The organism is Marinomonas sp. 63XJN7_9_ISO-PGPR-S23-217 (assembly GCF_056173515.1).
The window spans coordinates 4,102,938-4,124,116 of record NZ_CM149678.1 but is presented as its reverse complement, the minus strand read 5'-3'; the positions used below and the strand labels follow the sequence as shown (position 1 = coordinate 4,124,116).

The 21,179-nt window shown below is 44.6% G+C and carries 22 protein-coding genes; 15 read left to right on the top strand and 7 right to left on the bottom strand.

Features of this window, described 5'->3' with window-relative positions; translation table 11 throughout:
• Positions 1-7 precede the first annotated feature (7 nt).
• The 4 genes from rnc to acpS are packed head-to-tail and all read left to right on the top strand — an operon-like array spanning position 8 to position 2,763.
• The gene (gene rnc / locus AC0VYI_RS19375; protein ID WP_199474288.1) at positions 8-685 is read left to right on the top strand and encodes a ribonuclease III; all 678 of its coding nucleotides are present in this window, start codon (positions 8-10) and stop codon (positions 683-685) included.
• Positions 685-1,587, top strand: coding sequence for a GTPase Era (gene era, locus AC0VYI_RS19370; protein ID WP_199474290.1), 903 nt, complete (start codon positions 685-687; stop codon positions 1,585-1,587). The genes rnc and era overlap by 1 nt, the downstream gene beginning before the upstream one ends.
• A 27-nt stretch (positions 1,588-1,614) precedes the next feature.
• Positions 1,615-2,352, top strand: coding sequence for a DNA repair protein RecO (gene recO, locus AC0VYI_RS19365; protein WP_475444936.1), 738 nt, complete (start codon positions 1,615-1,617; stop codon positions 2,350-2,352).
• 27 nt (positions 2,353-2,379) lie between these two features.
• A complete protein-coding gene (gene acpS / locus AC0VYI_RS19360; RefSeq protein ID WP_475444935.1) occupies positions 2,380-2,763 on the top strand; it encodes a holo-ACP synthase in 384 nt (127 codons plus the stop codon).
• Here acpS and AC0VYI_RS19355 read toward each other — a convergent pair.
• Together AC0VYI_RS19355 and AC0VYI_RS19350 are read right to left on the bottom strand one after the other, a co-directional pair.
• Positions 2,744-5,596: a response regulator gene (locus AC0VYI_RS19355; RefSeq protein ID WP_475444933.1), complete on the bottom strand. Its 2,853-nt coding sequence runs from the start codon at positions 5,594-5,596 to the stop codon at positions 2,744-2,746. The two genes, acpS and AC0VYI_RS19355, sit on opposite strands and share 20 nt — an antisense overlap.
• 55 nt (positions 5,597-5,651) lie before the next feature.
• Positions 5,652-5,882 carry a hypothetical protein gene (locus AC0VYI_RS19350; protein WP_199474298.1) on the bottom strand — a complete coding sequence of 77 codons (231 nt, stop codon included), beginning with the start codon at positions 5,880-5,882 and terminating at the stop codon, positions 5,652-5,654.
• Between the two features lie 133 nt (positions 5,883-6,015).
• Here AC0VYI_RS19350 and cysM point away from each other — a divergent pair, with 133 nt between their 5' ends.
• From cysM to AC0VYI_RS19305, 9 genes are all read left to right on the top strand, one after another.
• Positions 6,016-6,909 (top strand): cysteine synthase CysM, encoded by an 894-nt coding sequence (cysM, locus tag AC0VYI_RS19345; RefSeq protein WP_475444932.1) that lies wholly within the window; start codon positions 6,016-6,018, stop codon positions 6,907-6,909.
• Between the two features lie 84 nt (positions 6,910-6,993).
• Positions 6,994-8,310, top strand: coding sequence for a 23S rRNA (uracil(1939)-C(5))-methyltransferase RlmD (gene rlmD / locus AC0VYI_RS19340; protein WP_475444930.1), 1,317 nt, complete (start codon positions 6,994-6,996; stop codon positions 8,308-8,310).
• Between the two features lie 16 nt (positions 8,311-8,326).
• Positions 8,327-10,576: a GTP diphosphokinase gene (relA, locus tag AC0VYI_RS19335; RefSeq protein WP_199474311.1), complete on the top strand. Its 2,250-nt coding sequence runs from the start codon at positions 8,327-8,329 to the stop codon at positions 10,574-10,576.
• Positions 10,577-10,593: 17 nt separating this feature from the next.
• Positions 10,594-11,454, top strand: a complete 861-nt coding sequence (mazG, locus tag AC0VYI_RS19330) for a nucleoside triphosphate pyrophosphohydrolase (RefSeq protein ID WP_475444927.1) — start codon at positions 10,594-10,596, stop codon at positions 11,452-11,454.
• Positions 11,455-11,537: 83 nt separating this feature from the next.
• Entirely contained in the window at positions 11,538-14,168 is a 2,631-nt protein-coding gene (gene ppc / locus AC0VYI_RS19325) for a phosphoenolpyruvate carboxylase (protein ID WP_475444926.1), read from the top strand.
• 225 nt (positions 14,169-14,393) lie between these two features.
• Positions 14,394-15,053 (top strand): adenylate kinase, encoded by a 660-nt coding sequence (adk, locus tag AC0VYI_RS19320; RefSeq protein ID WP_199474317.1) that lies wholly within the window; start codon positions 14,394-14,396, stop codon positions 15,051-15,053.
• A gap of 4 nt (positions 15,054-15,057) precedes the next feature.
• The gene (gene tsaB, locus AC0VYI_RS19315) at positions 15,058-15,798 is read left to right on the top strand and encodes a tRNA (adenosine(37)-N6)-threonylcarbamoyltransferase complex dimerization subunit type 1 TsaB (RefSeq protein ID WP_475444923.1); all 741 of its coding nucleotides are present in this window, start codon (positions 15,058-15,060) and stop codon (positions 15,796-15,798) included.
• Positions 15,799-16,009: 211 nt separating this feature from the next.
• On the top strand, positions 16,010-16,291 hold the full coding sequence (locus AC0VYI_RS19310; protein ID WP_199474324.1) for a hypothetical protein: 282 nt from the start codon (positions 16,010-16,012) through the stop codon (positions 16,289-16,291).
• Positions 16,284-17,069 carry a class I SAM-dependent methyltransferase gene (locus AC0VYI_RS19305; protein WP_475444922.1) on the top strand — a complete coding sequence of 262 codons (786 nt, stop codon included), beginning with the start codon at positions 16,284-16,286 and terminating at the stop codon, positions 17,067-17,069. Before AC0VYI_RS19310 ends, AC0VYI_RS19305 begins: the two co-directional genes overlap by 8 nt.
• Positions 17,070-17,108: 39 nt before the next feature.
• Here the strand turns inward: AC0VYI_RS19305 and AC0VYI_RS19300 are convergent, their stop codons facing one another.
• Complete coding sequence (locus AC0VYI_RS19300) at positions 17,109-17,330, bottom strand: SlyX family protein (RefSeq protein ID WP_233407494.1); 222 nt, start codon at positions 17,328-17,330, stop codon at positions 17,109-17,111.
• 277 nt (positions 17,331-17,607) lie between these two features.
• Here AC0VYI_RS19300 and AC0VYI_RS19295 point away from each other — a divergent pair, with 277 nt between their 5' ends.
• A complete protein-coding gene (locus tag AC0VYI_RS19295) occupies positions 17,608-18,078 on the top strand; it encodes a cold-shock protein (protein WP_325097252.1) in 471 nt (156 codons plus the stop codon).
• A gap of 115 nt (positions 18,079-18,193) precedes the next feature.
• The gene (gene tpx / locus AC0VYI_RS19290) at positions 18,194-18,688 is read left to right on the top strand and encodes a thiol peroxidase (RefSeq protein ID WP_199474327.1); all 495 of its coding nucleotides are present in this window, start codon (positions 18,194-18,196) and stop codon (positions 18,686-18,688) included.
• A gap of 83 nt (positions 18,689-18,771) precedes the next feature.
• Here the strand turns inward: tpx and panD are convergent, their stop codons facing one another.
• The 4 genes from panD to dapE all read right to left on the bottom strand — a co-directional run bounded on the left by panD (position 18,772) and on the right by dapE (position 21,102).
• The gene (gene panD, locus AC0VYI_RS19285; protein ID WP_199474332.1) at positions 18,772-19,152 is read right to left on the bottom strand and encodes an aspartate 1-decarboxylase; all 381 of its coding nucleotides are present in this window, start codon (positions 19,150-19,152) and stop codon (positions 18,772-18,774) included.
• Positions 19,153-19,303: 151 nt separating this feature from the next.
• Entirely contained in the window at positions 19,304-19,678 is a 375-nt protein-coding gene (locus tag AC0VYI_RS19280) for a hypothetical protein (protein WP_475444918.1), read from the bottom strand.
• Between the two features lie 3 nt (positions 19,679-19,681).
• Complete coding sequence (locus AC0VYI_RS19275) at positions 19,682-19,954, bottom strand: hypothetical protein (protein ID WP_199474335.1); 273 nt, start codon at positions 19,952-19,954, stop codon at positions 19,682-19,684.
• Positions 19,955-19,965: 11 nt separating this feature from the next.
• Positions 19,966-21,102 (bottom strand): succinyl-diaminopimelate desuccinylase, encoded by a 1,137-nt coding sequence (dapE, locus tag AC0VYI_RS19270; RefSeq protein ID WP_475444917.1) that lies wholly within the window; start codon positions 21,100-21,102, stop codon positions 19,966-19,968.
• Positions 21,103-21,179 lie beyond the last annotated feature (77 nt).

Below are 21,179 nucleotides of genomic sequence, written 5' to 3'. Positions count from 1 at the left end.
AGAGATTTTGAGTTCACTGTATCAGAAGTTGTGTCGGCGAATAGGGTACTTTTTCGCCGACCTTGGATTACTCGAATTGGCGCTGACGCACCGCAGTTTTGGTGGCAAAAACAATGAGCGCCTTGAATTTTTGGGTGACTCCATTTTAAATTATGTCATAGCTGAAGAGTTGTTCCATCGCTTTCCAAAGGCGAAGGAAGGCGAGTTAAGTCGACTAAGAGCTTCCTTGGTAAAAGGCGACACCTTAGCGGAGTTAGCTCGCGAATTTCAGCTAGGGGACTTTTTAAAGCTGGGAGCTGGAGAGCTGAAAAGCGGAGGGTTTCGTCGGGACTCTATTTTAGCCGATGCGGTAGAAGGTATTATCGGTGGCATGTATCTGGATGCCGGGATGGATGTATCCCGGCAGCATATATTAGCTTGGTACAAAGATCGCTTGGATGCAACCTCTCTTAAGGTAGTAACCAAGGATGCCAAGACACGTTTGCAGGAGTTTTTACAGGCTCGTAAACATGCCTTGCCACAGTATGAGGTCGTCGAAATTCTGGGGGAGCCCCATGATCAAACGTTTCATGTGCACTGTCTGGTTGAGCTTTGTGATCAGGCGATAGAAGGTACAGGTAATAGTCGTCGCATTGCGGAGCAAAATGCTGCGGCAGCCGCCCTTAAATTATTGGAACAAAAATAATGTCTGAAGTTGAGATTACTCATTGTGGTTATGTGGCGATAGTCGGTCGTCCTAATGTTGGTAAGTCAACCTTACTCAATCATATTCTTGGGCAAAAATTATCGATTACCTCTCGTAAGCCTCAGACAACTCGTGATCAGATATTAGGGGTAAAAACAGAGGGGCATATTCAGGCAATTTATGTGGATACCCCAGGATTGCATCTTGGTGAAACCAAAGCAATCAACCGTTTTATGAATAAAACCGCCACGGCCGCTCTGAAAGACGTGGATGTGATTTTGTTTGTGGTGGATGTCGATCGTTGGACCGAAGAAGACGAATCCGTGTTGCAAAAAGTGAAGTATGCTCGCTGCCCTGTGGTTCTTGTGGTCAATAAAGTGGATCAAGTTAAAGAAAAGGAAACGATTTTACCGCGTTTAGCGAACTTATCTGAGCGTATGGAATTTGCGCAAGTTGTGCCTATTTCTGCATTGCGCAACAATAATTTGGACCGTCTTGAGCGCTTGGTGGAAAGCTATATCCCTGAAGGGGTTGCGTTTTATCCAGAAGACCAAATTACCAATCGCAGCTCACGTTTTTTGGCGGCCGAAATTGTACGTGAGAAAATTACTCGCCAATTGGGGCAGGAAGTGCCTTATGAAGTTGCGGTGCAGATTGAAGAGTTTGTCTATGAAGAAACGGCAATACACATCAGTGCATTAATTTTGGTTGAGAGAAATGGGCAAAAGCGCATCATTATCGGTGAGCGTGGTGAGAAAATTAAACTGATTGGTAAAGAAGCCCGTATTGACATGGAAAACTTATTTCAGCATAAAGTGATGTTGAATTTATGGGTTAAAATTCGTTCTGGCTGGTCCGATGACGAGCGCGCCTTGGCGAGCTTAGGGTATCAAGAAGAGTAGTGTGGATGTTTAAGAAGGGTAGGTAGAATGCGTGCCAGTGCGTATGTTATTCATACACGTCCTTTTCAAGACAGTAAAATTCTGGTGGATTTGTTGAGTCTTGAGCAAGGGTTAGTGCGTGGTGTATGGCGCTTACCAAAAAAAGAGGCTCGGGTTATACCTGGGCCTTTTTTGTGTTTTGAAGTTGAGTTAACCGGACGAGGTGAGCTTAAAACCTTGAAAAGCATGGAAAGTCTGCAACGACAGAGATCATTAGAGGGTATGCCTCTGTATGCGGCTTTATATGCTCATGAGATTCTGTCTAAGTTGCTGCCTTTGAACTTACCTTTGTCGGATGTGTATTACCTCTATCAGTGGCTGATTGAAAACTTGCATTCTGGGGTAGCAATTGCCCCTTTACTGCGGCGTTTTGAAGTGGGTCTGTTTAGTGAGTTGGGGTCGGCGATTAACTTGTCGGCTACAGGGCGTGGAGAACCGCTTGATCCCAAGCAGCTGTATCAATTCCATGAAAAATTTGGTTTACGTCCTTACTTTGGGGATATTCCAAAACTGACACCACTGTTGTTTGTTGAGGGGAAAGTTGCACTAGATTATCATGCTGGCCATTGGTCGGATAAGCAGGTGCTGAGTTTGGCGAAGGAGTTGCATAGGGCTTGGTTGGACAGTCTATTAAATGGCAAGCCTGTTACGGCTCGGCGTTTACTGCCAAAGCAGACTTTTCAAGGGGAGCGGCTTTTAGGGGTGCCCATCTTCCGCGCTATATAAAGACATTGATATTGATAGAGGTTGAAGGTGATTGTTGGTATAGGTACCGATTTAGTGGATATTGCGCGGATGGCAAAGTCAATTGAGCGTTTAGGAGAGCGGTTTATTGATCGTATTTTAACCGCTGAAGAAAAAGCCCAGTGGGCGGCGATTAGCAATGTAGACAATGGGAACGCCTTTGTTGCTAAGCGCTTTGCTGCAAAAGAGGCGGCGGTGAAGGCACTTGGCACTGGGATTGGCCGTGGTGTGAGCTTTCAGCATTTTTCTGTGCGCAATTTGCCGTCAGGTCAGCCTACATTATGGGTTGATGATGAAATAGCGGCACGTTTTGATCATCCTATAAACTGGCATTTGAGTTTGACCGACGAAAAGGCCTATGCACAAGCCTTTGTTATTCTTGAGGCCATTTAATCCAAGGTCTGGCATTAATGACCTGATCGATGGCGTCCAAGAAGTCTTCAAGGACACCCTCGACCTCCTCAAACCCCAACTCTTTTAAATGTGTTTCTAAATAGCCTGCGTGTCGTGTCATATTGATGGTGCCCGTGTATTTGGACGCACCATGGATGCGGTGCACAACATGGATTAGTTTTTCAAGGTCTTGGTGTTCGAAATGGTGCTTAATAAGGCGTTTCTCGTCTTCTAGGGTATCTGCCAACATATCGAACATTTCTTTAGCAATGTCGGTTTTATGATTCACAATCTCTAGCGCTTTGTTTACATCAAAGGCGTTGGCTATTTCGCTATTGAGTTGTTCTTGATAATTGCCTTTTTTGGTACACCATTTCACGATGGTGTTTAATAAAATATTTTCATCAATGGGCTTTGTTAGATAGGCGTTAATGCCACTAAGCAGCATTTTTTCTCGTTCTATACCGAGGGCATGGGCGGTGACGGCAATGATGGGAATATCTTGGTAGGCTTCAAGAGTACGTAGCTGTTTTGTGGTTTCAATTCCATCCATTTCTGGCATCTGGATGTCCATGAGGATGAGATCAAAGGTGTTTTCTTTGGCAATATTGATGGCTTGTTGTCCACTGTATGCCAAGGTGACTTCAATGCCGTTAGGGGTTAGCCAATGAGACATAAGCTGCAAGTTAATGGGGGTGTCGTCTACAGCAAGCACTTTCAAACCATGTATTTGCTGCTCTGACTCAGTTTGTTGTGCTTGGGAATCTATGGCTGGTTGAGACGCTATTGGTGTTTGTGCTTCGGCAATGTTGGGTTGTTGCTTTGGCAATAAAGGCGTCGCCGCGTCAATTTGTATCGGCAACGAAATGGTTTTTAGCGCATGGTATAAGTGCTTATGACTGATCGGTTTAAGTAGCGTGCTGCTGCAAATGGCTTTGAGAGCAGGGTAGTGTGTTGTTTGCCCAGGTGGTTGGATCATCAAAATGCTGGGTATCTGAAATTGTAAGCTGGCGTAGCTGATTAGCTCATGTGCTTCGTTGGCGCTTTTGTCTGACGGTGTGATGCTGATTAAAAGGCCGTCAATGTCGGTGTCCTGTTGGCCTAATTTGGCGATGACTTGTTCTAAAGTGGAGCAAGCGGTGCACTGCACCCCAATACTTTTTAGGTAATGGGTAAGATAAAGGCGATAGAGATGGCTTGGCTCAAGTAGAATAAACTGCTTATTCAGTTTTTCCGGTGTTTGGTCGGTTTTTTCAGAGGGTTGAAGATTCAACGTGAAGTAAAAAGTGGAGCCATTTTTTTGATCACTGTAAACATCGATGTTGCCATCCATTTGTTCAACGAGCTTTTTGGTGATGACAAGTCCTAACCCTGTGCCGCCGAATTGGCGTGTTGTGCTGTTATCGACCTGAGAGAAGGGTTTGAACAGGCGATTTAATTTGTTCTCAGGAATGCCGATACCAGTATCGATGACTTTAAAAGAAAGTAAAAGCTGCTCGCTGGTTTGTTTAACAACTGTGACTTTGGTTCGAATGGAGCCTTTGTGGGTGAATTTGATGGCATTACCGATTAAGTTGTTAAGGATTTGTCTGATGCGTACTGCGTCACCAGTAACCCACTGTGGCACATCTTCAGAAAATTCCGGCACGAGGTCTATTTGTTTTTCACTGGTCAGTAAGCTAGCACTCAGAATTTGATAAACATCATCAACTAATTCTCTTAGATTGACGTCGCCATGGTCTAAGCTGAGTTTGCCAGCTTCAATTTTTGAGAAGTCAAGAATGTCGCCTATGATGGCTAATAGGCTGTTCGTCGATTGTTCTATAGTGTCTATATAGATCTTTTGCTGATCGTCGACTAGGTTCTTTTGCAGTATTTTTGTATAGCCCAAGATGGCGTTGAGAGGGGTGCGAACTTCATGGCTAATATTGGCTAAAAATTGCGATTTAAGGCGATTGGACTCCATGGCTTCTTTATTAGCAATATGAAGTTGGGCGCTTTTTTCTTCGAGGCTATCCAAATTGCTTCTGAAATCCTCAGTAGATTGCTCTATGCCAGCATTAAGTTCCTCTTTGTGGCTTTCTAAGCGCTCGGCTAAATCTCGAATGCCTTTTTCCAGTAAGCTAAATTGGGGAGAAAGTTTAAGGGATTTAGCCGACGCAAATTGTCCTTTGACGAGGTTGTTGATTGCCCCAGTAATGATTTCTGATGGACGAGCCAAGTAATTGGACGCTTGCCAAGCGATGTAGGCGGTGATGCTATTGAAAAACGCGAAGAACAAGGCCAAAAGACTAATGAGCTGATAGGTTTGTATGGCAAGCTTGTCTTTGCTTATTTCCACTTTAACCCAGCCAATTAAATGATTTGGGGTGCGCAAATTGACAAAATCGGGTTGGCCACTGATTTCATCAACTTCTGCAGGGATAATATGATAGATCGGAGTGATGCGAATAATGGCATCGTCTTTTTGCTCACTGACTGCTTGCTCTGTTAGAGTGGGGGAAGGTAAGTAAGGCGCAGCCCCTGTTTCGGCAACGATGCGGTATTTGCTGTTAAAAATCTCGATATTGTGGACATCGCCGTAGCTTAGGGCATTTTGCAATAGCTGAGGCGAAATAGGGGTGTTGTTTGAAGCCAACGCTACTTGGCTGGTAGAGACTAATAAATCGGAAATAATCAGCGCTTTATTGTCGAGTTGCTGCTCTAAATCACTTATTCTTGAAAAAAATAAAAAGCACACAGCAGCCAATGAAAGGATAAGAGGGGGCGTAAAAATGACCCAAAAGAGTGTCTTGCTTGGTGAAAGTGTTTTGATCTTTCCCAGTGGCTTCATATTGTCATGATCCGTTTTGGCTTGCTGTTTTTGTGGCTACTAGTCAGCAAGCTGACTAGTAGCAAGCAAGTGTTCCTGCTTTTTTGCGTTTATTGCATTGTTTCTCATAATTACTACAGGCCGTGGCTTTGAGTCGCGATATGTCTTTAATGCTTTGGCATTCTTTCCATTTGGCTCTGAGAGTGTCATCTGATAGTTTATCCATATCGCTCTCAAATAAATCACAGCCTGCTAGTAAGGCGATGGTCAACATCAAAGTGCCTGATTTTAGGACGTTGTTCGTCATTAGTGGCTCCAGAAAAGAGAGTGTGAGCTAAGTTTATAACGCTTTCTTATTTTATTCTTTTAATGAAGTGTTTTTTAATGCGTTATAACGTTAAGTTTCTTTTCCTACATCATTAATGTCAATGAAGTTTTTTATGATTGAATATCCTAGTATAGAGTCTATTGTTGGGCAAACGCCTTTAGTGCGATTGCAAAGAATCAACCCAAACCCAAACAACACGGTGTTATTAAAGCTCGAAGGACAAAATCCTGCAGGATCGGTTAAAGATCGTCCCGCATTAAATATGATTTTACAAGCAGAACTGCGTGGTGAGATTGCGCCAGGTGATAGCTTGATCGAAGCAACCAGTGGTAATACAGGGATTGCCTTGGCGATGGCAGCGGCGATAAAAGGTTATAAAATGCACCTTATCATGCCTGACAATATGAGCCAGGAGCGTAAATCTGCTATGACAGCCTATGGTGCTGTTTTGCATCTGGTGACAAAAGAAGAAGGTATGGAGCGAGCGCGGGATCTGGCCATGGAGATGCAAGCGCAAGGCCTTGGTAAAGTACTGAATCAGTTTGGTAATCAGGACAATCCTAATGCGCACTATTTAACAACGGGTCCTGAAATTTGGCAGCAAACTCAAGGCACGGTCACTCACTTTGTTAGCTCAATGGGGACAACTGGCACCATTATGGGGGTCTCTCATTATCTTAAAGAGCAAAACCCAAGCATTGAAATTGTTGGTTTGCAGCCTGCCGATGGGGCCAGTATTCCTGGAATTCGCCGCTGGCCGAAAGAGTATTTACCGACCATCTTTGACGAAGCACGAGTTGATCGAGTGATGGATGTCGAGCAAAACCATGCGGAGATAACCATGCGACGCTTAGCTAAAGAAGAAGGGATCTTTGCGGGAGTATCGTCTGGTGGCTCTGTTTATGCAGCGTTAGAGTTGTCTAAAGTCCTTAATAATGCGGTGATTGTTGCGATTGTGTGTGATCGTGGTGACCGCTATTTATCCACAGGAGTGTTTGACTCGTGACGTTATGTAGCAAGGTAGGGTATTGCGCCAATATGCGTTAGAATAGGGCATCCTTTATATTTATCTTGTTGAAGAGACATTCCCTTGAGAAGAAGACACCCAACGCGACGCCCACCTAGTCCCCCGTCACTTGGTCCTATCCAGTTGTTTGAGATTGACGGGCTAACGCATGATGCAAAGGGGGTGGCTCGTCAACAGGGTAAAGTCACCTTCATTTCGGGTGCCTTACCGGGTGAAACGGTAGAGGCACAAGTCAGCAAAGCAGGGCGTCGTTTTGATGAGGCGTCACTCAAGCAGATTGTCCACCAAAGTCCGCATCGGATCACGCCTGCTTGTCCACACTTTTCCCAGTGTGGCGGGTGCAGCTTTCAGCATTTGGTTCAAGAAAAGCAACTGGAGGCCAAGTATGATTGGCTAAAGGGGCAGGTTCGAAAATTGGTTGACTCTGACGATGCCTTATCGGTGCTAGCGGATCAGCCGATGGCATATCGTCGACGTGCTCGTTTATCGGTACAGGTCAAAAAACAGAAGGTGCTGTTTGGTTTTCGTGGAAAATCCTCTAGTGATATTGTTCCAATTGATCGTTGTTTGGTGCTAACGACACCTTTGCAAGCGGTTTTCGAGTCCCTTAAAACATCGCTTATTGATGATGATCTGGCCAAAAAATTGGGTCATATCGAATTGTTAGAGGACAGCAAAGGCCTTGCCGTGACGTTTCGTTTAACTCATGCGTTGGACGATCGCCTCAAAGCTCAGTGGGAGGCATGGGCTCAACAACAGCAAGTCGCACTGTATTGGCAACCACCTGAGATGAAAAGGGCCTTGATTGGCGATGGGGCTAGACGTTTTTATCAGCTTGATGGTTTAACACTGCATTATCATCCTCAAGATTTTATTCAAGTTAATGCGCCCATGAATGAAAAAATGGTTGCACAGGCTATGGATTGGTTGGCTCCCAGCGAGCAAGATACCGTATTAGACTTGTTTTGTGGAGTTGGTAACTTTTCTTTGCCTTTGGCTAAGCGTGCAAAACAGGTAGTGGGGGTTGAGCTTCAAGAAGAGATGGTTGAGGCGGCGAGTGAGAATGCGTCGGTTAATCATCTTGACAATGCACGTTTTGTTGCCGCCGATTTAACCAAGCCAGTGCATCAAGAACTTGCTAATATGTCGTTTACGAAAGTATTGTTAGATCCGCCTCGTGCGGGGGCATTTGAGTTTTTGGAGGCAATAATTAATATGCATCCTAAGCAAATCTTGTACGTTTCTTGCAATGCTTCTACCTTAGCAAGAGATGCTGAATATTTAGTCACGAAAGGATATCGTGTTTTACGTACAGGTTTGATGGATATGTTTCCTCAAACCTCACATGTAGAGACTATGATGTTACTGCAAAAGAAGTAATTTTAAGGGTAAGGCAATGGTAACAGTAAGAAAAGATCACCCGATTTCAGCAGACGGAACGGTTGATATTGATCTATGGATGGCGCAGTTTGCCAATACAGTTGATGACGGCTCAAGAGTGCCGCTACGTATGGCATGTGAGCTGGCCCGTAAAGCTGAGTTTCAGTCTCCTCGCCCTTCTTACTGGGGGCCGCAAGCGAGCACCTTCCGAGCTGGGCTTGAGATGGTCGAGATACTGTCTAGCTTTCGTGCCGATCAGGACTCTTTGGTCGCAGCGGCTTTATACCGTGTGGTTCGAGAAGATCAGCTGCCAATTTCTCGTGTGGTCGATATGTTTGGGCGTAAAGTCGCTTCTATCATTGAAGGCGTAGTGCGAATGGGAGAGGTGTCGAAAAACCTAACCCTTGATTCCGCCGCGGAAGTATTAGGTAGCAGTGAAAACCAGCTGGAATCGTTGCGTAAGATGCTGGTGTCGATCATCGATGATGTGCGTGTGGTGTTGATCAAGCTGGCAGAGCGTGCTTGCGCCATCAAGGAAGCTAAGCACCAAGATGAAGCGCGTCGTGTTGCCGTTGCCCTAGAAGTACAAAGTGTTTATGCCCCGTTGGCCCATCGTTTGGGGATTGGTCATATTAAATGGGAGTTGGAAGACTTATCGTTTCGCTATCTTTATCCACTGGAATACAAGCGTATTGCTACTTGGTTGGATGAAAAGCGTCTTGATCGTCAGCAATACATCGATGACGTGATTGACGTACTACGTAAGCGTCTAGAAGGTATTAATATTCATGCGGATTTAATGGGCCGTGCAAAACATATTTACAGCATCTGGCGCAAAATGAAGCGCAAAAACATCGGCTTTGATGAGGTGTACGATGTACGAGCGGTGCGCATTTTGGTGGATGAAACCATGGAGTGCTATGGGGTTCTAGGGGTGGTGCATAATTTATGGAAGCCCATCCCTCAGGAATTCGATGACTACATTAGTAACCCAAAAAGTAACGGTTATCAGTCTTTACATACGGCGGTTATTGGGCCACAGGGCCGAGCATTAGAAATTCAGATCCGTACCAAAACCATGCACGAAGATGCCGAGTTGGGAGTGTGTGCCCACTGGAAGTACAAGGGAACGGATTTAAGTTCCAATAGCACAAGCTATGAAGAAAAGCTTCAGTGGCTAAGAACGATTTTGGACTTCCATGAAGTACAAGACGACTTTGAATCTTTATCAGAGCAAATTCGCAGTGAAATTGAGCAAGATCGTATTTATGTGTTCACCCCAGATGGGCATGTTGTGGATTTGCCAGTCAATGCTACCCCTGTCGATTTTGCCTATCGGGTGCATACGGAAATTGGCCATCGTTGCCGTGGCGCCAAAATAAACGGCAAAATAGCCTCTTTGGTTACCCATCTTAAAACTGGCGATAAGGTTGAAATTCTTACCTCGAAGGAAGGATCACCTAGCCGAGATTGGCTGCATCCTACCTTTGGTTATGTGCAAACCAATCGTGCTAGAGCGAAAATTCAAAATTGGTTTCGAAAAGAAGATCGTGAGAAAAACTTAGAGGCAGGGAAACTGATTCTCGATAAGCAGATCAAACGACTTGGTGTAGATGAAAGTCGTCTTGATTTAATGAAGTTATCTTCTCGCTTTAATTTTTCTAACGCAGATGAAGTCTACGTGGCTTTAGGGGCTGGTGATATTCAGTTATCGCGTGTGCTTCATGCGATTGATGACCTGATGAGTCTAGATGGTAATGCCCCTGTCGTACGTCCAGTTAGACTGAAGAAAAGTCGTCATAAATCCTCCGATAATGATGTGCATATTTTGGGAGTCGGCAAATTGCTGACACAAATGGCGAAATGTTGTTCGCCAGTGCCAGGGGATGAGATTGTCGGTTACATCACACAAGGTCGGGGCGTATCGATTCACAAACAAGATTGCACGAATATCATTCAGATGAGTGGTGAAGAGCCTGAACGTATGGTAGAAGTCAGCTGGGGTGAAGAGGTGGATAATCTTTACCCTGTGAACATTCAGGTGGAAGCCTATGATCGAACGGGTCTGCTCAATGATATCACCGCGCTGTTGGCGAATGAAAAAGTCAACTTGCTGTCCATGAACACATTATCGACAAAAGAAAGTCATACGGCGGTAATTCGTTTCACTATAGAGGTGGGGGAATTAGGCGTGCTGAGTAAGCTGTTACATCGTATTGATCAGCTACCCAATGTGCTGAACGTGTTTAGGGAAAAAGACTTTTGAGTGCGTTAGGGTCCACTATGACGTCCATGGATCGCTTATTAACACTCATGGCCTGTTTGCGGGATAAAGAGCATGGCTGTGATTGGGATAAGAAGCAGACCTATCAGACCATTGCGCCTTACACTTTGGAGGAAGCATACGAAGTGTTAGACGCGATTGAGCGTCGTGATTACGAGCATCTAAAGGAAGAGCTTGGCGACTTACTCTTTCAAGTAGTGTTTTACGCACAAATAGGCAAAGAGGAACAGCGCTTTGATTTTGATGATGTCGTCAATGAGATCATCAATAAGATGCTGCGTCGCCATCCTCATATTTTTCCTGATGGGGATTTAGCGCGTTTTGGAGAGGCTCCCCCAGTTTCACAAGAGGCATTACGAGGTCAGTGGGACCACATCAAAGCAGAAGAAAAACGGCTAAAAAGTCAGCGTTCTCAACTCAATGTTCCTAACGATGGTATTCTCAAAGATCATTCCTATGAAGAAGAGAGTCTATTGTCTGCGGTTCCTGTCTCCATGCCAGCGTTGATGCAAGCTGATAAATTGCAGAAAAAAGCCGCTAAAGTGGGCTTTGATTGGCCAGATGTAGCGCCAGTTTTTGCCAAAATTCGTGAAGAGTTAGCCGAACTAGAAGAAGCCATTCAACAAGCAGAGCAAGCGCAGATCGAAGCGGAAATGGGCGATGTTTTGTTTGCCATGAGTAATTTGGCGCGTCATTTGAACGTGTCGCCTGATGTGGCTTTAAATCGTACCAATGTAAAATTTCGTCGTCGCTTTGCTCGCATAGAAACGTTAGTATCAGAGAGTGGAAAAAGCCTAACTGATTGTTCTCTTGAAGAGTTAGATGTTTTATGGGAGCAAGCGAAACGAGAAGGCTTATAAGCTCTCGTTAACAATAATGATAACTATTGAAGCCAAAAGGCGCAGATATCTTGTGTTGTCTTTTGTTTGAAAGGAGGGGTGAAGTGAGTGACCGTCAAGCATCATTGCGTGAAAATGTGAGATTACTAGGAGATTGTTTAGGGGAAACCATGAGCAATCACTTGGGAGAGGATTTTTTACAAACTGTCGAGAAGGTTCGTCAGTTATCAAAAGATGGTCGTCACTCAGGGGATTCCGCTGCATTGATTGAAGCACTGGAAGCGCTGGATGAAAAAGACATCGTGCCAGTGGCCCGTGCGTTTAATCAGTTTTTGAACTTGTCAAACATCGCTGAGCAATATCATCGTGTTCATCGTCGCCGTACTAACGAAAGCCTTGGCATCTATCAAAATCCGGTAGGAGATTTACTGGGACGCTTGTCAAAAGAAGGGTTTTCATCGGAACAAATGCTTAACGCCTTGCAAGGGCAGTCAATTGAGTTGGTGCTCACTGCTCATCCAACCGAAGTAGTACGCCGTTCTCTTATCCGCAAGTACGATAATATTTCAACGCAACTTGAAGCATTAGATAAAGATAATATTCTCCCTTTAGAAGAAGCGAAACACATTCGTCGCCTTAAAGAAATCATTACCCAAGCATGGCATACCGATGAAATTCGTGAACAGCGTCCTACTCCAGTTGATGAAGCAAAATGGGGCTTCGCGGTAATAGAACAATCTTTATGGGAAGCGGTACCTGGTTTTTTCCGTCAATTAGACAAACAGTATCGTCAGTATTCTGATATGGAGCATTTGCCGCTAAATCTAGCTCCTATTCACTTTGCGACCTGGATGGGGGGAGATCGAGATGGCAACCCTAATGTCACCCACAAAATTACTGAAGAAGTCACGTTACTGGCTCGTTGGATGGCCGCTGACTTATATATTAAAGATTTGAACGTTTTGCGTTCTGAGTTTTCGATGACTCAGTGTAACGCCGCTTTACGTGAGCGTGTGGGTGATAGTCCACAGCCTTATCGAGAAGTATTACGTCGCTTAGAGCAAAGCATGATCGCGACTAAAGAGTGGGCTCAAGCACGCTTGGATGGTCGCCCGGAGAGCGCCGAGAATATTATGCTGAACAGTCAGGAATTAATGGATGACCTGACTTTGTGTTATCATTCTCTTATCGACTGTGGCATGAAAGTGATCGCGAATGGGGCCCTGTTAGACTTGATTCGCTGTGCTGCCACGTTTGGTTTAACCTTAGTGAAGTTAGATGTTCGTCAAGATGCTTCTCGTCATATTGAGGCCTTGTCGGCGATTACTCGTTTTTATGGCGTCGGAGATTATGCCGAGTGGGATGAGGCTTCTCGCCAAGCGTTTTTGTTAACAGAACTGAACTCCAAACGTCCTTTGTTGCCGTTAGATTGGTCACCAACGCCTGAGGTTAAAGAGGTATTGGACACATTTGCCATGATTGCCAAAGGTGAAGCCAGCTCATTTGGTTCCTATGTGATCTCAATGGCCAGTGCACCGTCAGATGTGTTGGCAGTGGCTTTAATGCTAAAAGAGTCCGGTGTACGTTTTCCTATGCGTATCGTGCCGCTGTTTGAAACCTTAGCGGATCTCGATAATGCTGAGCCAATCATTGAACAGCTCTTCACCATCCCATGGTATAAGGCTTATATCAATGGTCGTCAAGAAGTCATGATTGGTTATTCTGACTCTGCCAAAGATGCGGGACAAATTGCCGCAACATGGGGGCAATATCGCGCCCAAGAGGCCTTAACAGGGCTGTGTAAGCGTCATGGGGTGCATTTAACCTTGTTCCATGGACGTGGCGGTACTGTGGGGCGTGGTGGCGGTCCTGCTCACGTAGCCATTTTGTCCCAACCTCCCGGTTCGGTAAATGGCTCGATTCGTGTCACAGAGCAAGGGGAGATGATTCGCTTTAAATTCGGAATCCCTGATATTGCCGTTCGTTCATTGGAGCTTTATTGTTCCGCCGTATTGGAAGCGACCCTAATTCCAGCATCACCACCAAAAGAAGAATGGCGGGCCATTATGGATGAGATGGCAGAAGTTGGGATGAACCAATATCGCTCTATTGTTCGAGGTCATGAGGATTTTGTGGCGTATTTTAGGGCGACTACACCGGAACAGGAGTTGGCTAAGCTGCCTTTGGGATCCCGACCTGCTCGTCGGCGTTCTGACGGTGGTGTTGAGAGTTTGCGAGCTATTCCTTGGATTTTCGCGTGGATGCAAATTCGTCTTATGTTGCCAGCTTGGTTAGGGGCTGAAAGTGCGTTAGAGCAAGCCATCGAGTCGGGTAATTTAGATAAACTGCGGGAAATGCATAAAAAATGGCCATTTTTTGGGGCTTATTTGGATATGCTTGATATGGTATTAGCCAAGGCTGAGCCAGATATTGCCGAGTACTATGAGAAGCGTCTCGTGGATGAAGAGCTTAAAGGGTTAGGCCGTTTATTGCGTAGCAAGTTATTACAAGTGAGTGAGTTGGTCAAAGAGTTGAAGCAACAAGACCGACTGATTGAAGACAATAAAACCATTCGCCAGTCGATTGATGTTCGTAACCCCTACATTGATCCGTTGCATTATCTGCAGGCCGAATTGCTGTATAGAAGCCGTAAAAACCCAGATAACCCAGAAGTGAATAAGGCGTTAATGATTACAATGGCTGGTATTGCCAGTGGTATGCAAAATACGGGCTAAATCAGCATTTGATTAAAAAACATTCAATATGGGCGCTAAAATAGCGAAAATAAGACAGTAAATTTGCATCTTGAAGGCTTGCTTGGGTATGCTAAGCGGCCATTCGATTTTTTACAACGCAAGTCATCTGTTTTTTGTTGCTTTTTTTGCGCCTTTTTTGTGCGTGTTTTTTCATGTGGCAGATGGTTGCTTTCCAGTTTATAGACTGACTTTTGGAGACATGTTATGCGAGTAATATTATTAGGTGCCCCAGGCGCAGGTAAAGGGACTCAGGCTCAATTCATCACTGAAGAGTTTGGTATCCCGCAAATTTCAACTGGTGATATGTTACGTGCAGCGGTTAAGGCCGGAACGGAGTTAGGTTTAAAGGCGAAAGCGGTTATGGATGCCGGTCAATTGGTGTCCGATGATATTATTATTGGTCTTGTTAAAGAGCGTCTTACAGAAGAAGACTGTGCCAACGGTGCCCTATTTGATGGCTTTCCTCGTACGATTCCACAGGCCGATGCGCTAAAAGAAGCGGGTGTTCAAATTGATTATGTGGTGGAAATTGACGTTGCAGATGAAGAGATTGTGAAGCGTATGAGCGGCCGTCGAGTTCATGAAAGCTCAGGCCGTACTTATCATGTGATTTACAATCCACCTAAAGTGGAAGGTAAAGATGATGTAACGGGTGAAGATCTTATTCAGCGTGTTGATGATACAGAAGAAACCGTGCGTAAACGCTTAGGAGTATACTATGAGCAAACAGCGCCACTGATTGGGTATTATCAACAATGGTTGAAAGAAGATCCTGCGACGGCGCCACAATTTGTCAAAGTCAATGGTGTTGGTGAATTAAACGACATTAAGCAAAGCTTGCTGACTTCTTTAAAGGCATCATGATTCGATGGCGGCAATTTTAGCGTTAGATACATCAACCTCGGCTTGTTCTGTTGCATTGAATATAAATGGTGTGGTGCTGGAAGACTTTCGTATGGCACCACGCCAGCATAATGATTTGATTCTACCTATGGTAGAACAAATTTTGCAGCAAGCTGGGATGGCTTTGCAGGATTTGGATGCCATTGCGTTTGGACGAGGTCCAGGATCCTTTACGGGGCTTCGTATCAGTGCCGGCATTGTGCAAGGATTGGCTTATGGCACGGATTTACCTGTCATTCCTATCTCGACGTTGGCCGCTCAAGCATTGGAAGGCTTCCAGAAAACCGGGCTGCATCATTGGTTATCTGCACTGGATGCTCGCATGGGCGAAATCTATGTGGCAGGGTACTTTGTTGATAAAGTGAGTGTCGATAAAGTAGCTCGGGGTGATAAAGCAACTGAGCAATATAGTGTGAAGACCTTACTCGATGAGCGTGTGATTCATCCGGAACGTCTGGAGGCTCTTTCGTTACCCTATCAAGGTGTCGGGTCTGGTTGGCGATATGATGAGATACTCAATGGTTTATTGCCAGTTAAACCTGAGCAGGTGCTGATGGAGGTTGCTCCCCGAGCCGCTTGCATCGCACAACTGGCTGTTACAGCCTTTGAAAAAGGGGAAACGGTGTCGGCTTATGATGCTATTCCTATTTATTTAAGGGATGAAATTACCTGGGAGAAGCAGGCACCTAGAATAGGCAAGCGCTAACTGGATTTTATTGTTCTTTAGTTCGCGATTTGTAATGATTTTGTGATCACCTCTTTAGAGGTGATTTTTTTAAAGTGTCTTTTGTTGGAGTAGTAAATACCGATTTGTAGATGTTTTTTTGCATCTGTTAAATGGGTGTTTTCATGAGAAAAAGCTATATTGATTACTTATACTTCATTACCATTGATGTGAATTACGAGTACTTTTTACCATGCGAATTAGTCCTCCGCTTCCTGCAGCGATAAGCAATAAGAATGCGCCGTCTCTTGATTCCTCTATAATAAAAAAGCCATCAGGTGCCGCTGATTTATCAGTCTCCGCCTCAGTATCGCGCCTTGAAAAAGTACATTCTCATGACAATGCTTCTCGTTTTCGGCGTATAGAGGGGTTATCGGCCAAAGCGCAATCCGCTCTTCAGGCGTATCATAATACCGAGGCAATGGCAGCGGATAATCCTCGAAATCAATTAATTGGAGTAGATGTTTTTGCTTAGTCGTTTTGCTGTCGCCTCATTAGAGGCTGGATTCGATCTCTCTATCAAACAACTTGCTGATGAATTAAATGTACCGCTTTATCACCTTGATAAGCCGCTGAAATATGTGGATGAATACGATTATTTGTTATTAATGGGAGAAAATGGCGTAAGTCTGGCTAAAACGGGTAAGGGGGCACCTAAACCTGTACAGGTTGAGTTCACTTCCGGTGCGACGGACCACCGGCGACGATTTGGCGGTGGAAAAGGTCAAGATATTGCCAAAGCGGTTGGCTTGAATAAGCGTAATGGGCTCCATGTATTGGATGCAACGGCGGGATTGGGACGTGATGCATTTGTGTTAGCTAGCCTTGGTTGTCAGTTGTCCTTGTGTGAGCGTGTGGGCTTTGTTAGGACAATGCTGGAGGATGGCATAACTCGTGCTTTAGATCATCAAGAGGTGGGTGAGATAGTCACTAGAATGGCGTTACTGGATAGAGACATTCATTCCATTACCGGACAAACGTTTGATGTGATTTATCTCGACCCTATGTATCCGCATACTGATAAATCGTCTGCGGCTGCTAAAAAAGAAATGGCCTTTTTTCGTGATTTGGTGGGTAAAGATGAGGATGCTGATGCACTTTTGCCGAAGGCGCTTGAATTGGCAGAATATCGAGTCGTTGTAAAGCGACCTAAAGGGGCGCCTTTTTTAAATGGGATGGTGCCAACCTATCAACTTGAGGGAAAAGCTGGGCGATTTGACGTCCATGTTCTAAAATCATTAGAGGCCAGTTAATCCTATTATCTGCGTTGTTATCGCGAGTTCGCTTTATGTCTAATAATGGGGTGGTTTGTCGTCGCCGTGGATAGTTTGTTGTTGGCGATAGTTTTCTAATTGTCTGGCGAGAAAAGATAATTTTTCTTGTATCAATAAAAGATCTCTTTGCTGAAGGGCGATGGTTTTATTTAGGCTATCGATTGTGTCTTCTTGGAATTGTAGTTGGTATTCGAGTTCATCGATCCGCTGCTCGATATCTGAGGTGTTCATGGATGGCATCAGTATGGTAACCTTAATGAGCTAAGCTCTTAATTTGGGAGCCATTCTCTATGGATTACTTGCAATTGATTGCGCGTAAAAATAGAAAAGGCGAAAAATTGCTCTTTTAAACAAGGTGATTATCTTACTACGATCACCTTTCGCTTCACATGGCAATTTTGAAAGAGTGTAGTAAAATTTTTAATTTTCCACATTTGTATAAAATAAACGAGGTGTCTTGTTTTGGTAAATAATCGCCTCGTATCAACAACTCAACACATTAATAAGAGATACAGTTATGAATGATCATCAGGATAATGTTGCAAGTACGAAAGGCTCTTCTGTTGGTTCAAGCTTGTTTTCAGTACGTGCATTTATTACAAGTTTAGTTATTGCGCTTATTGTTCCTTTGCTGATTGCCGGTGTATTAGGTGAAGTGCTTGGAACAAACTATTTAGTTTACTTCGCATTTACTTTGGTTTCTGTTTATGTCGGTGCCATTATTAGTCAGGGCAATGCCTCTGCTAGTCAATCTCAATCCGATGAGGATGAGGACGACGACCGCGAGCAGGGAACAGTGAAATGGTTTAACTCTTCAAAAGGGTTTGGTTTTTTAACCATGGAAAATGGCGACGATGTGTTTGTTCACTACCGTGCCATTCGGGGGCGTGGCCGTCGTTTTCTGGTAGAAGGCCAGTTGGTTCGGTTTTACGTGACAGAGGGTGAGAAAGGAAAACAAGCCGAAAACGTGTCTATTGTGCGAGGCTAAGGTTTAGTATGTGGGTAGCGCTTATTGGGTCTTTCGTTGTGCTTTTTGTAGAGTAAGCCGCTCAATAATTCGTTTTTTTATTAATCATCACATTCATTAATAGCAAGAGGATAGTATGGCATTTGTTACATTGAAAGGTAATTCAATTGAAACCGTTGGTTCTCTGCCTGCCGTGGGATCCATGGCACCAGATTTTGAATTAGTGAAAACCGATTTGTCATTGGTGTCTTTAAAAGATTATCAAGGTACAAAACTTGTACTAAATATTTTTCCGTCAGTTGATACGCCAACTTGCGCGACCTCTGTCCGTAAGTTTAATGAGTCGGCTGCCTCGTTAAAGGGCGTAAATGTGCTTTGTGTGTCTGCAGATTTACCTTTTGCGGCGGCTCGTTTTTGTGGCGCGGAGGGGATTGATCATGTGGATATGGGATCCAGCTTTCGTTCAACGTTTGGCGATGATTACGGGTTAACTTTTAAAACTGGCCCTCTGGTTGGTTTGTTGTCTCGTGCCGTTATTGTATTGGATGAGAATGGCAAAGTGCTTTTTAGCGAGCAGGTTGCTGAAATTGCCGATGAGCCTAATTATGATGCCGCACTTGCGGTTCTCTAAGTAGGTTGGTTAAGACTTTTAGCGCTTTTTAAAAAAACCAGCTATGTCGACATAGCTGGTTTTTTTGCTCAGGATTGAAGGCATTAATCTTTCTGCACTGGGATAGTATTAGTGGTGCGCTCAACGGTATTGTCTTTATTTAAGTAGACCAATTTGGGTTTAAAGTTATCTGCCTCACTTTCGTCCATGGTGCCATATGCTGCGATAATGACTCGGTCACCGACTTGTACTCTTCTAGCAGCTGCGCCATTCATAGAAATAGTGCCTGAGCCTGCTTCCGCAAGAATAATATAGGTATGAAAACGTTCACCATTATCCACATCATAAATGTCAATTTGTTCAAACTCACGAAAGCCTGCCAATTCAACAAGGTCTTTATCTATCGCGCAAGAGCCGTCGTACCAAAGTTCTGCTTGCGAGACGCTGCCCATATGGAGTTTGCCTTTTAAGAGTGTAATTTGCATGAATAGTTTCCCTTTTAAATAATGGTTTGTTGTGTTGTAAGATCATCATAATCAGCTTAACTTAACGTTCGCTTATGAAAAAAAGTGTCTTTCTCAGCATTGATAGTGCGTATTGGTGTTTAGCTATGGTTGATTGAGATGAGCTGTTCTGTTATTTCCAAATAAATGGGCCTTCTTCGTAATCGTTGATTTTCCACCATTGATCAGGGTCTTGGTTGTCGTCTTCAGACCAGCTCTGAAGGTTGCAGCGAATTTCACATTGTAGAGCGCGGTAAGCTTCTTTTGCGCAGCTGATGTCGTCATCCCAAGGTGTTTTGTCGGTATCAAACAGGACCGAGGTAAAGCGCTTTCCTGCTGCCTGTTCTATGATGGTCACTGGAATAACTTGATTTTTGTCTGCCATGACCAGTTTGGTGCAAATCGTCGATGGCGTTTGCTTGTCTAACAAGGTGAACCTGTCGTTCAGCCAAGCGATAATTTTCGCAGTTGGGCAGGATAAAAGGTAAATCTCGATGTCAGGTTGCATCGTTTAATCCTTTTTGTTGATCATATTGTAGAGCCGCAAAATGCTCATGGATAAATAGCCTACTAGTGTCCAAATGACACCAGCTCCCGCAATCACCAGCCCAAGCAGAGCAATTAGCTCTGCTTGTATGGAGTCTTTCAAAACACGATTTGCGACCATTATCATTAATGAGCCAAAAGCAAATAAAAGACCGCCTTGTATCATTTTGAGCAATGCGAGTCGAGGATTATTACCAAGTTTCATCGCAAGTTTATGAAGGCGGTTTTTTAGAGTCATAATGGGGCTATTTAGCTAAATAAATTATGTAAAATACGCTCATAAATGGTACTGAGCTGGTTTAGGCTTTCGGCTTCAACGCATTCGTTAATTTGATGAATGGTCGCGTTGATAGGACCAAGCTCGACCACTTGGGTGCCCATTTTGGCGATAAAGCGTCCATCCGATGTGCCACCTGAGGTCGATAGTTCTGGCGTAATTTGCACGGTGGTTTCAATGGCATTTTTAATGGCATCGACCAGTTCTCCAGGACGAGTAAGGAAAGGCAGGCCATTGTAAGTCCATTCCACATCGTATCGCAGCTGATGTTTGTCTAGAATCTCAATAACACGGGATTTTAATGCGTCAAAATCCAACTCGGATGAAAAACGGAAGTTAAATAGCGCTTTTAATGTGCCCGGTACGACGTTAGTCGCTCCAGTGCCGGCGTTTAAATTTGATACCTGAAAGCTGGTAGGAGGGAAAAAGTCATTACCGTCATCCCAGTGGGTGCTTGCCAGTTCGGCTATGGCAGGCGCCGCCAAATGAATGGGGTTTTGTGCTAAATGGGGATAGGCTACATGGCCTTGTTTGCCATAAACTGTTAAGTCGCCACTAAATGAGCCTCGACGGCCATTTTTAATCACATCTCCCAGCGTATGGGTGCTGGATGGTTCGCCAACGATGCACCAGTCGATCTTTTCTTCTCTTGCCATAAGAGCATCAACAACTCGTGTCGTGCCATCCACAAATGGCCCTTCTTCATCACTGGTAATCAAAAAGGAGATCTGTCCAGTGTGATTAGGGTTGGTCTCAATAAAGTTCTCAACGGCCGTGACCATCGCCGCTAGGCTGCCTTTCATGTCTGCGACACCGCGTCCGTAGAGAATGCCATCGATAATTTCAGGGGCAAAGGGAGGGACTTTCCATTCCTTCTCCGGGCCGGTTGGTACCACATCTGTATGACCTGCAAAGCAGAGGTTAGGGCCTGATGTGCCGCGTTTGGCGTAAAAGTTTTTTACGTCGCCGAATGGCATCATTTCGATGTGGAATCCGATGCGTTTAAGTCGCTCGATCATGACATCCTGACAACCTGCGTCCTCAGGGGTGACGGAAGGTCGGGATATGAGATCCAGAGCTAGTTTTAACGTGGGTGACAAGTTAGACATTCTTTACCTTTGCGTTCGATTTAGCTACCTTATAATAACATTACTGTATTAGCTCGGGTGTTATCACAAGGTGGGTT

Coding starts and splice junctions, on each gene's coding strand:
- tsaB (WP_475444923.1), top strand. CDS start 15,058: ATGGCGGCAATTTTAGCGTTAGATACATCAACCTCGGCTTGTTCTGTT.
- cysM (WP_475444932.1), top strand. CDS start 6,016: ATGATTGAATATCCTAGTATAGAGTCTATTGTTGGGCAAACGCCTTTA.
- AC0VYI_RS19300 (WP_233407494.1), bottom strand. CDS start 17,330: ATGCCATCCATGAACACCTCAGATATCGAGCAGCGGATCGATGAACTC.
- mazG (WP_475444927.1), top strand. CDS start 10,594: ATGACGTCCATGGATCGCTTATTAACACTCATGGCCTGTTTGCGGGAT.
- AC0VYI_RS19310 (WP_199474324.1), top strand. CDS start 16,010: ATGCGAATTAGTCCTCCGCTTCCTGCAGCGATAAGCAATAAGAATGCG.
- adk (WP_199474317.1), top strand. CDS start 14,394: ATGCGAGTAATATTATTAGGTGCCCCAGGCGCAGGTAAAGGGACTCAG.
- dapE (WP_475444917.1), bottom strand. CDS start 21,102: ATGTCTAACTTGTCACCCACGTTAAAACTAGCTCTGGATCTCATATCC.
- AC0VYI_RS19350 (WP_199474298.1), bottom strand. CDS start 5,882: ATGACGAACAACGTCCTAAAATCAGGCACTTTGATGTTGACCATCGCC.
- AC0VYI_RS19295 (WP_325097252.1), top strand. CDS start 17,608: ATGAATGATCATCAGGATAATGTTGCAAGTACGAAAGGCTCTTCTGTT.
- panD (WP_199474332.1), bottom strand. CDS start 19,152: ATGCAAATTACACTCTTAAAAGGCAAACTCCATATGGGCAGCGTCTCG.
- era (WP_199474290.1), top strand. CDS start 685: ATGTCTGAAGTTGAGATTACTCATTGTGGTTATGTGGCGATAGTCGGT.
- relA (WP_199474311.1), top strand. CDS start 8,327: ATGGTAACAGTAAGAAAAGATCACCCGATTTCAGCAGACGGAACGGTT.
- recO (WP_475444936.1), top strand. CDS start 1,615: ATGCGTGCCAGTGCGTATGTTATTCATACACGTCCTTTTCAAGACAGT.
- AC0VYI_RS19280 (WP_475444918.1), bottom strand. CDS start 19,678: ATGCAACCTGACATCGAGATTTACCTTTTATCCTGCCCAACTGCGAAA.
- AC0VYI_RS19275 (WP_199474335.1), bottom strand. CDS start 19,954: ATGACTCTAAAAAACCGCCTTCATAAACTTGCGATGAAACTTGGTAAT.
- tpx (WP_199474327.1), top strand. CDS start 18,194: ATGGCATTTGTTACATTGAAAGGTAATTCAATTGAAACCGTTGGTTCT.
- AC0VYI_RS19355 (WP_475444933.1), bottom strand. CDS start 5,596: ATGAAGCCACTGGGAAAGATCAAAACACTTTCACCAAGCAAGACACTC.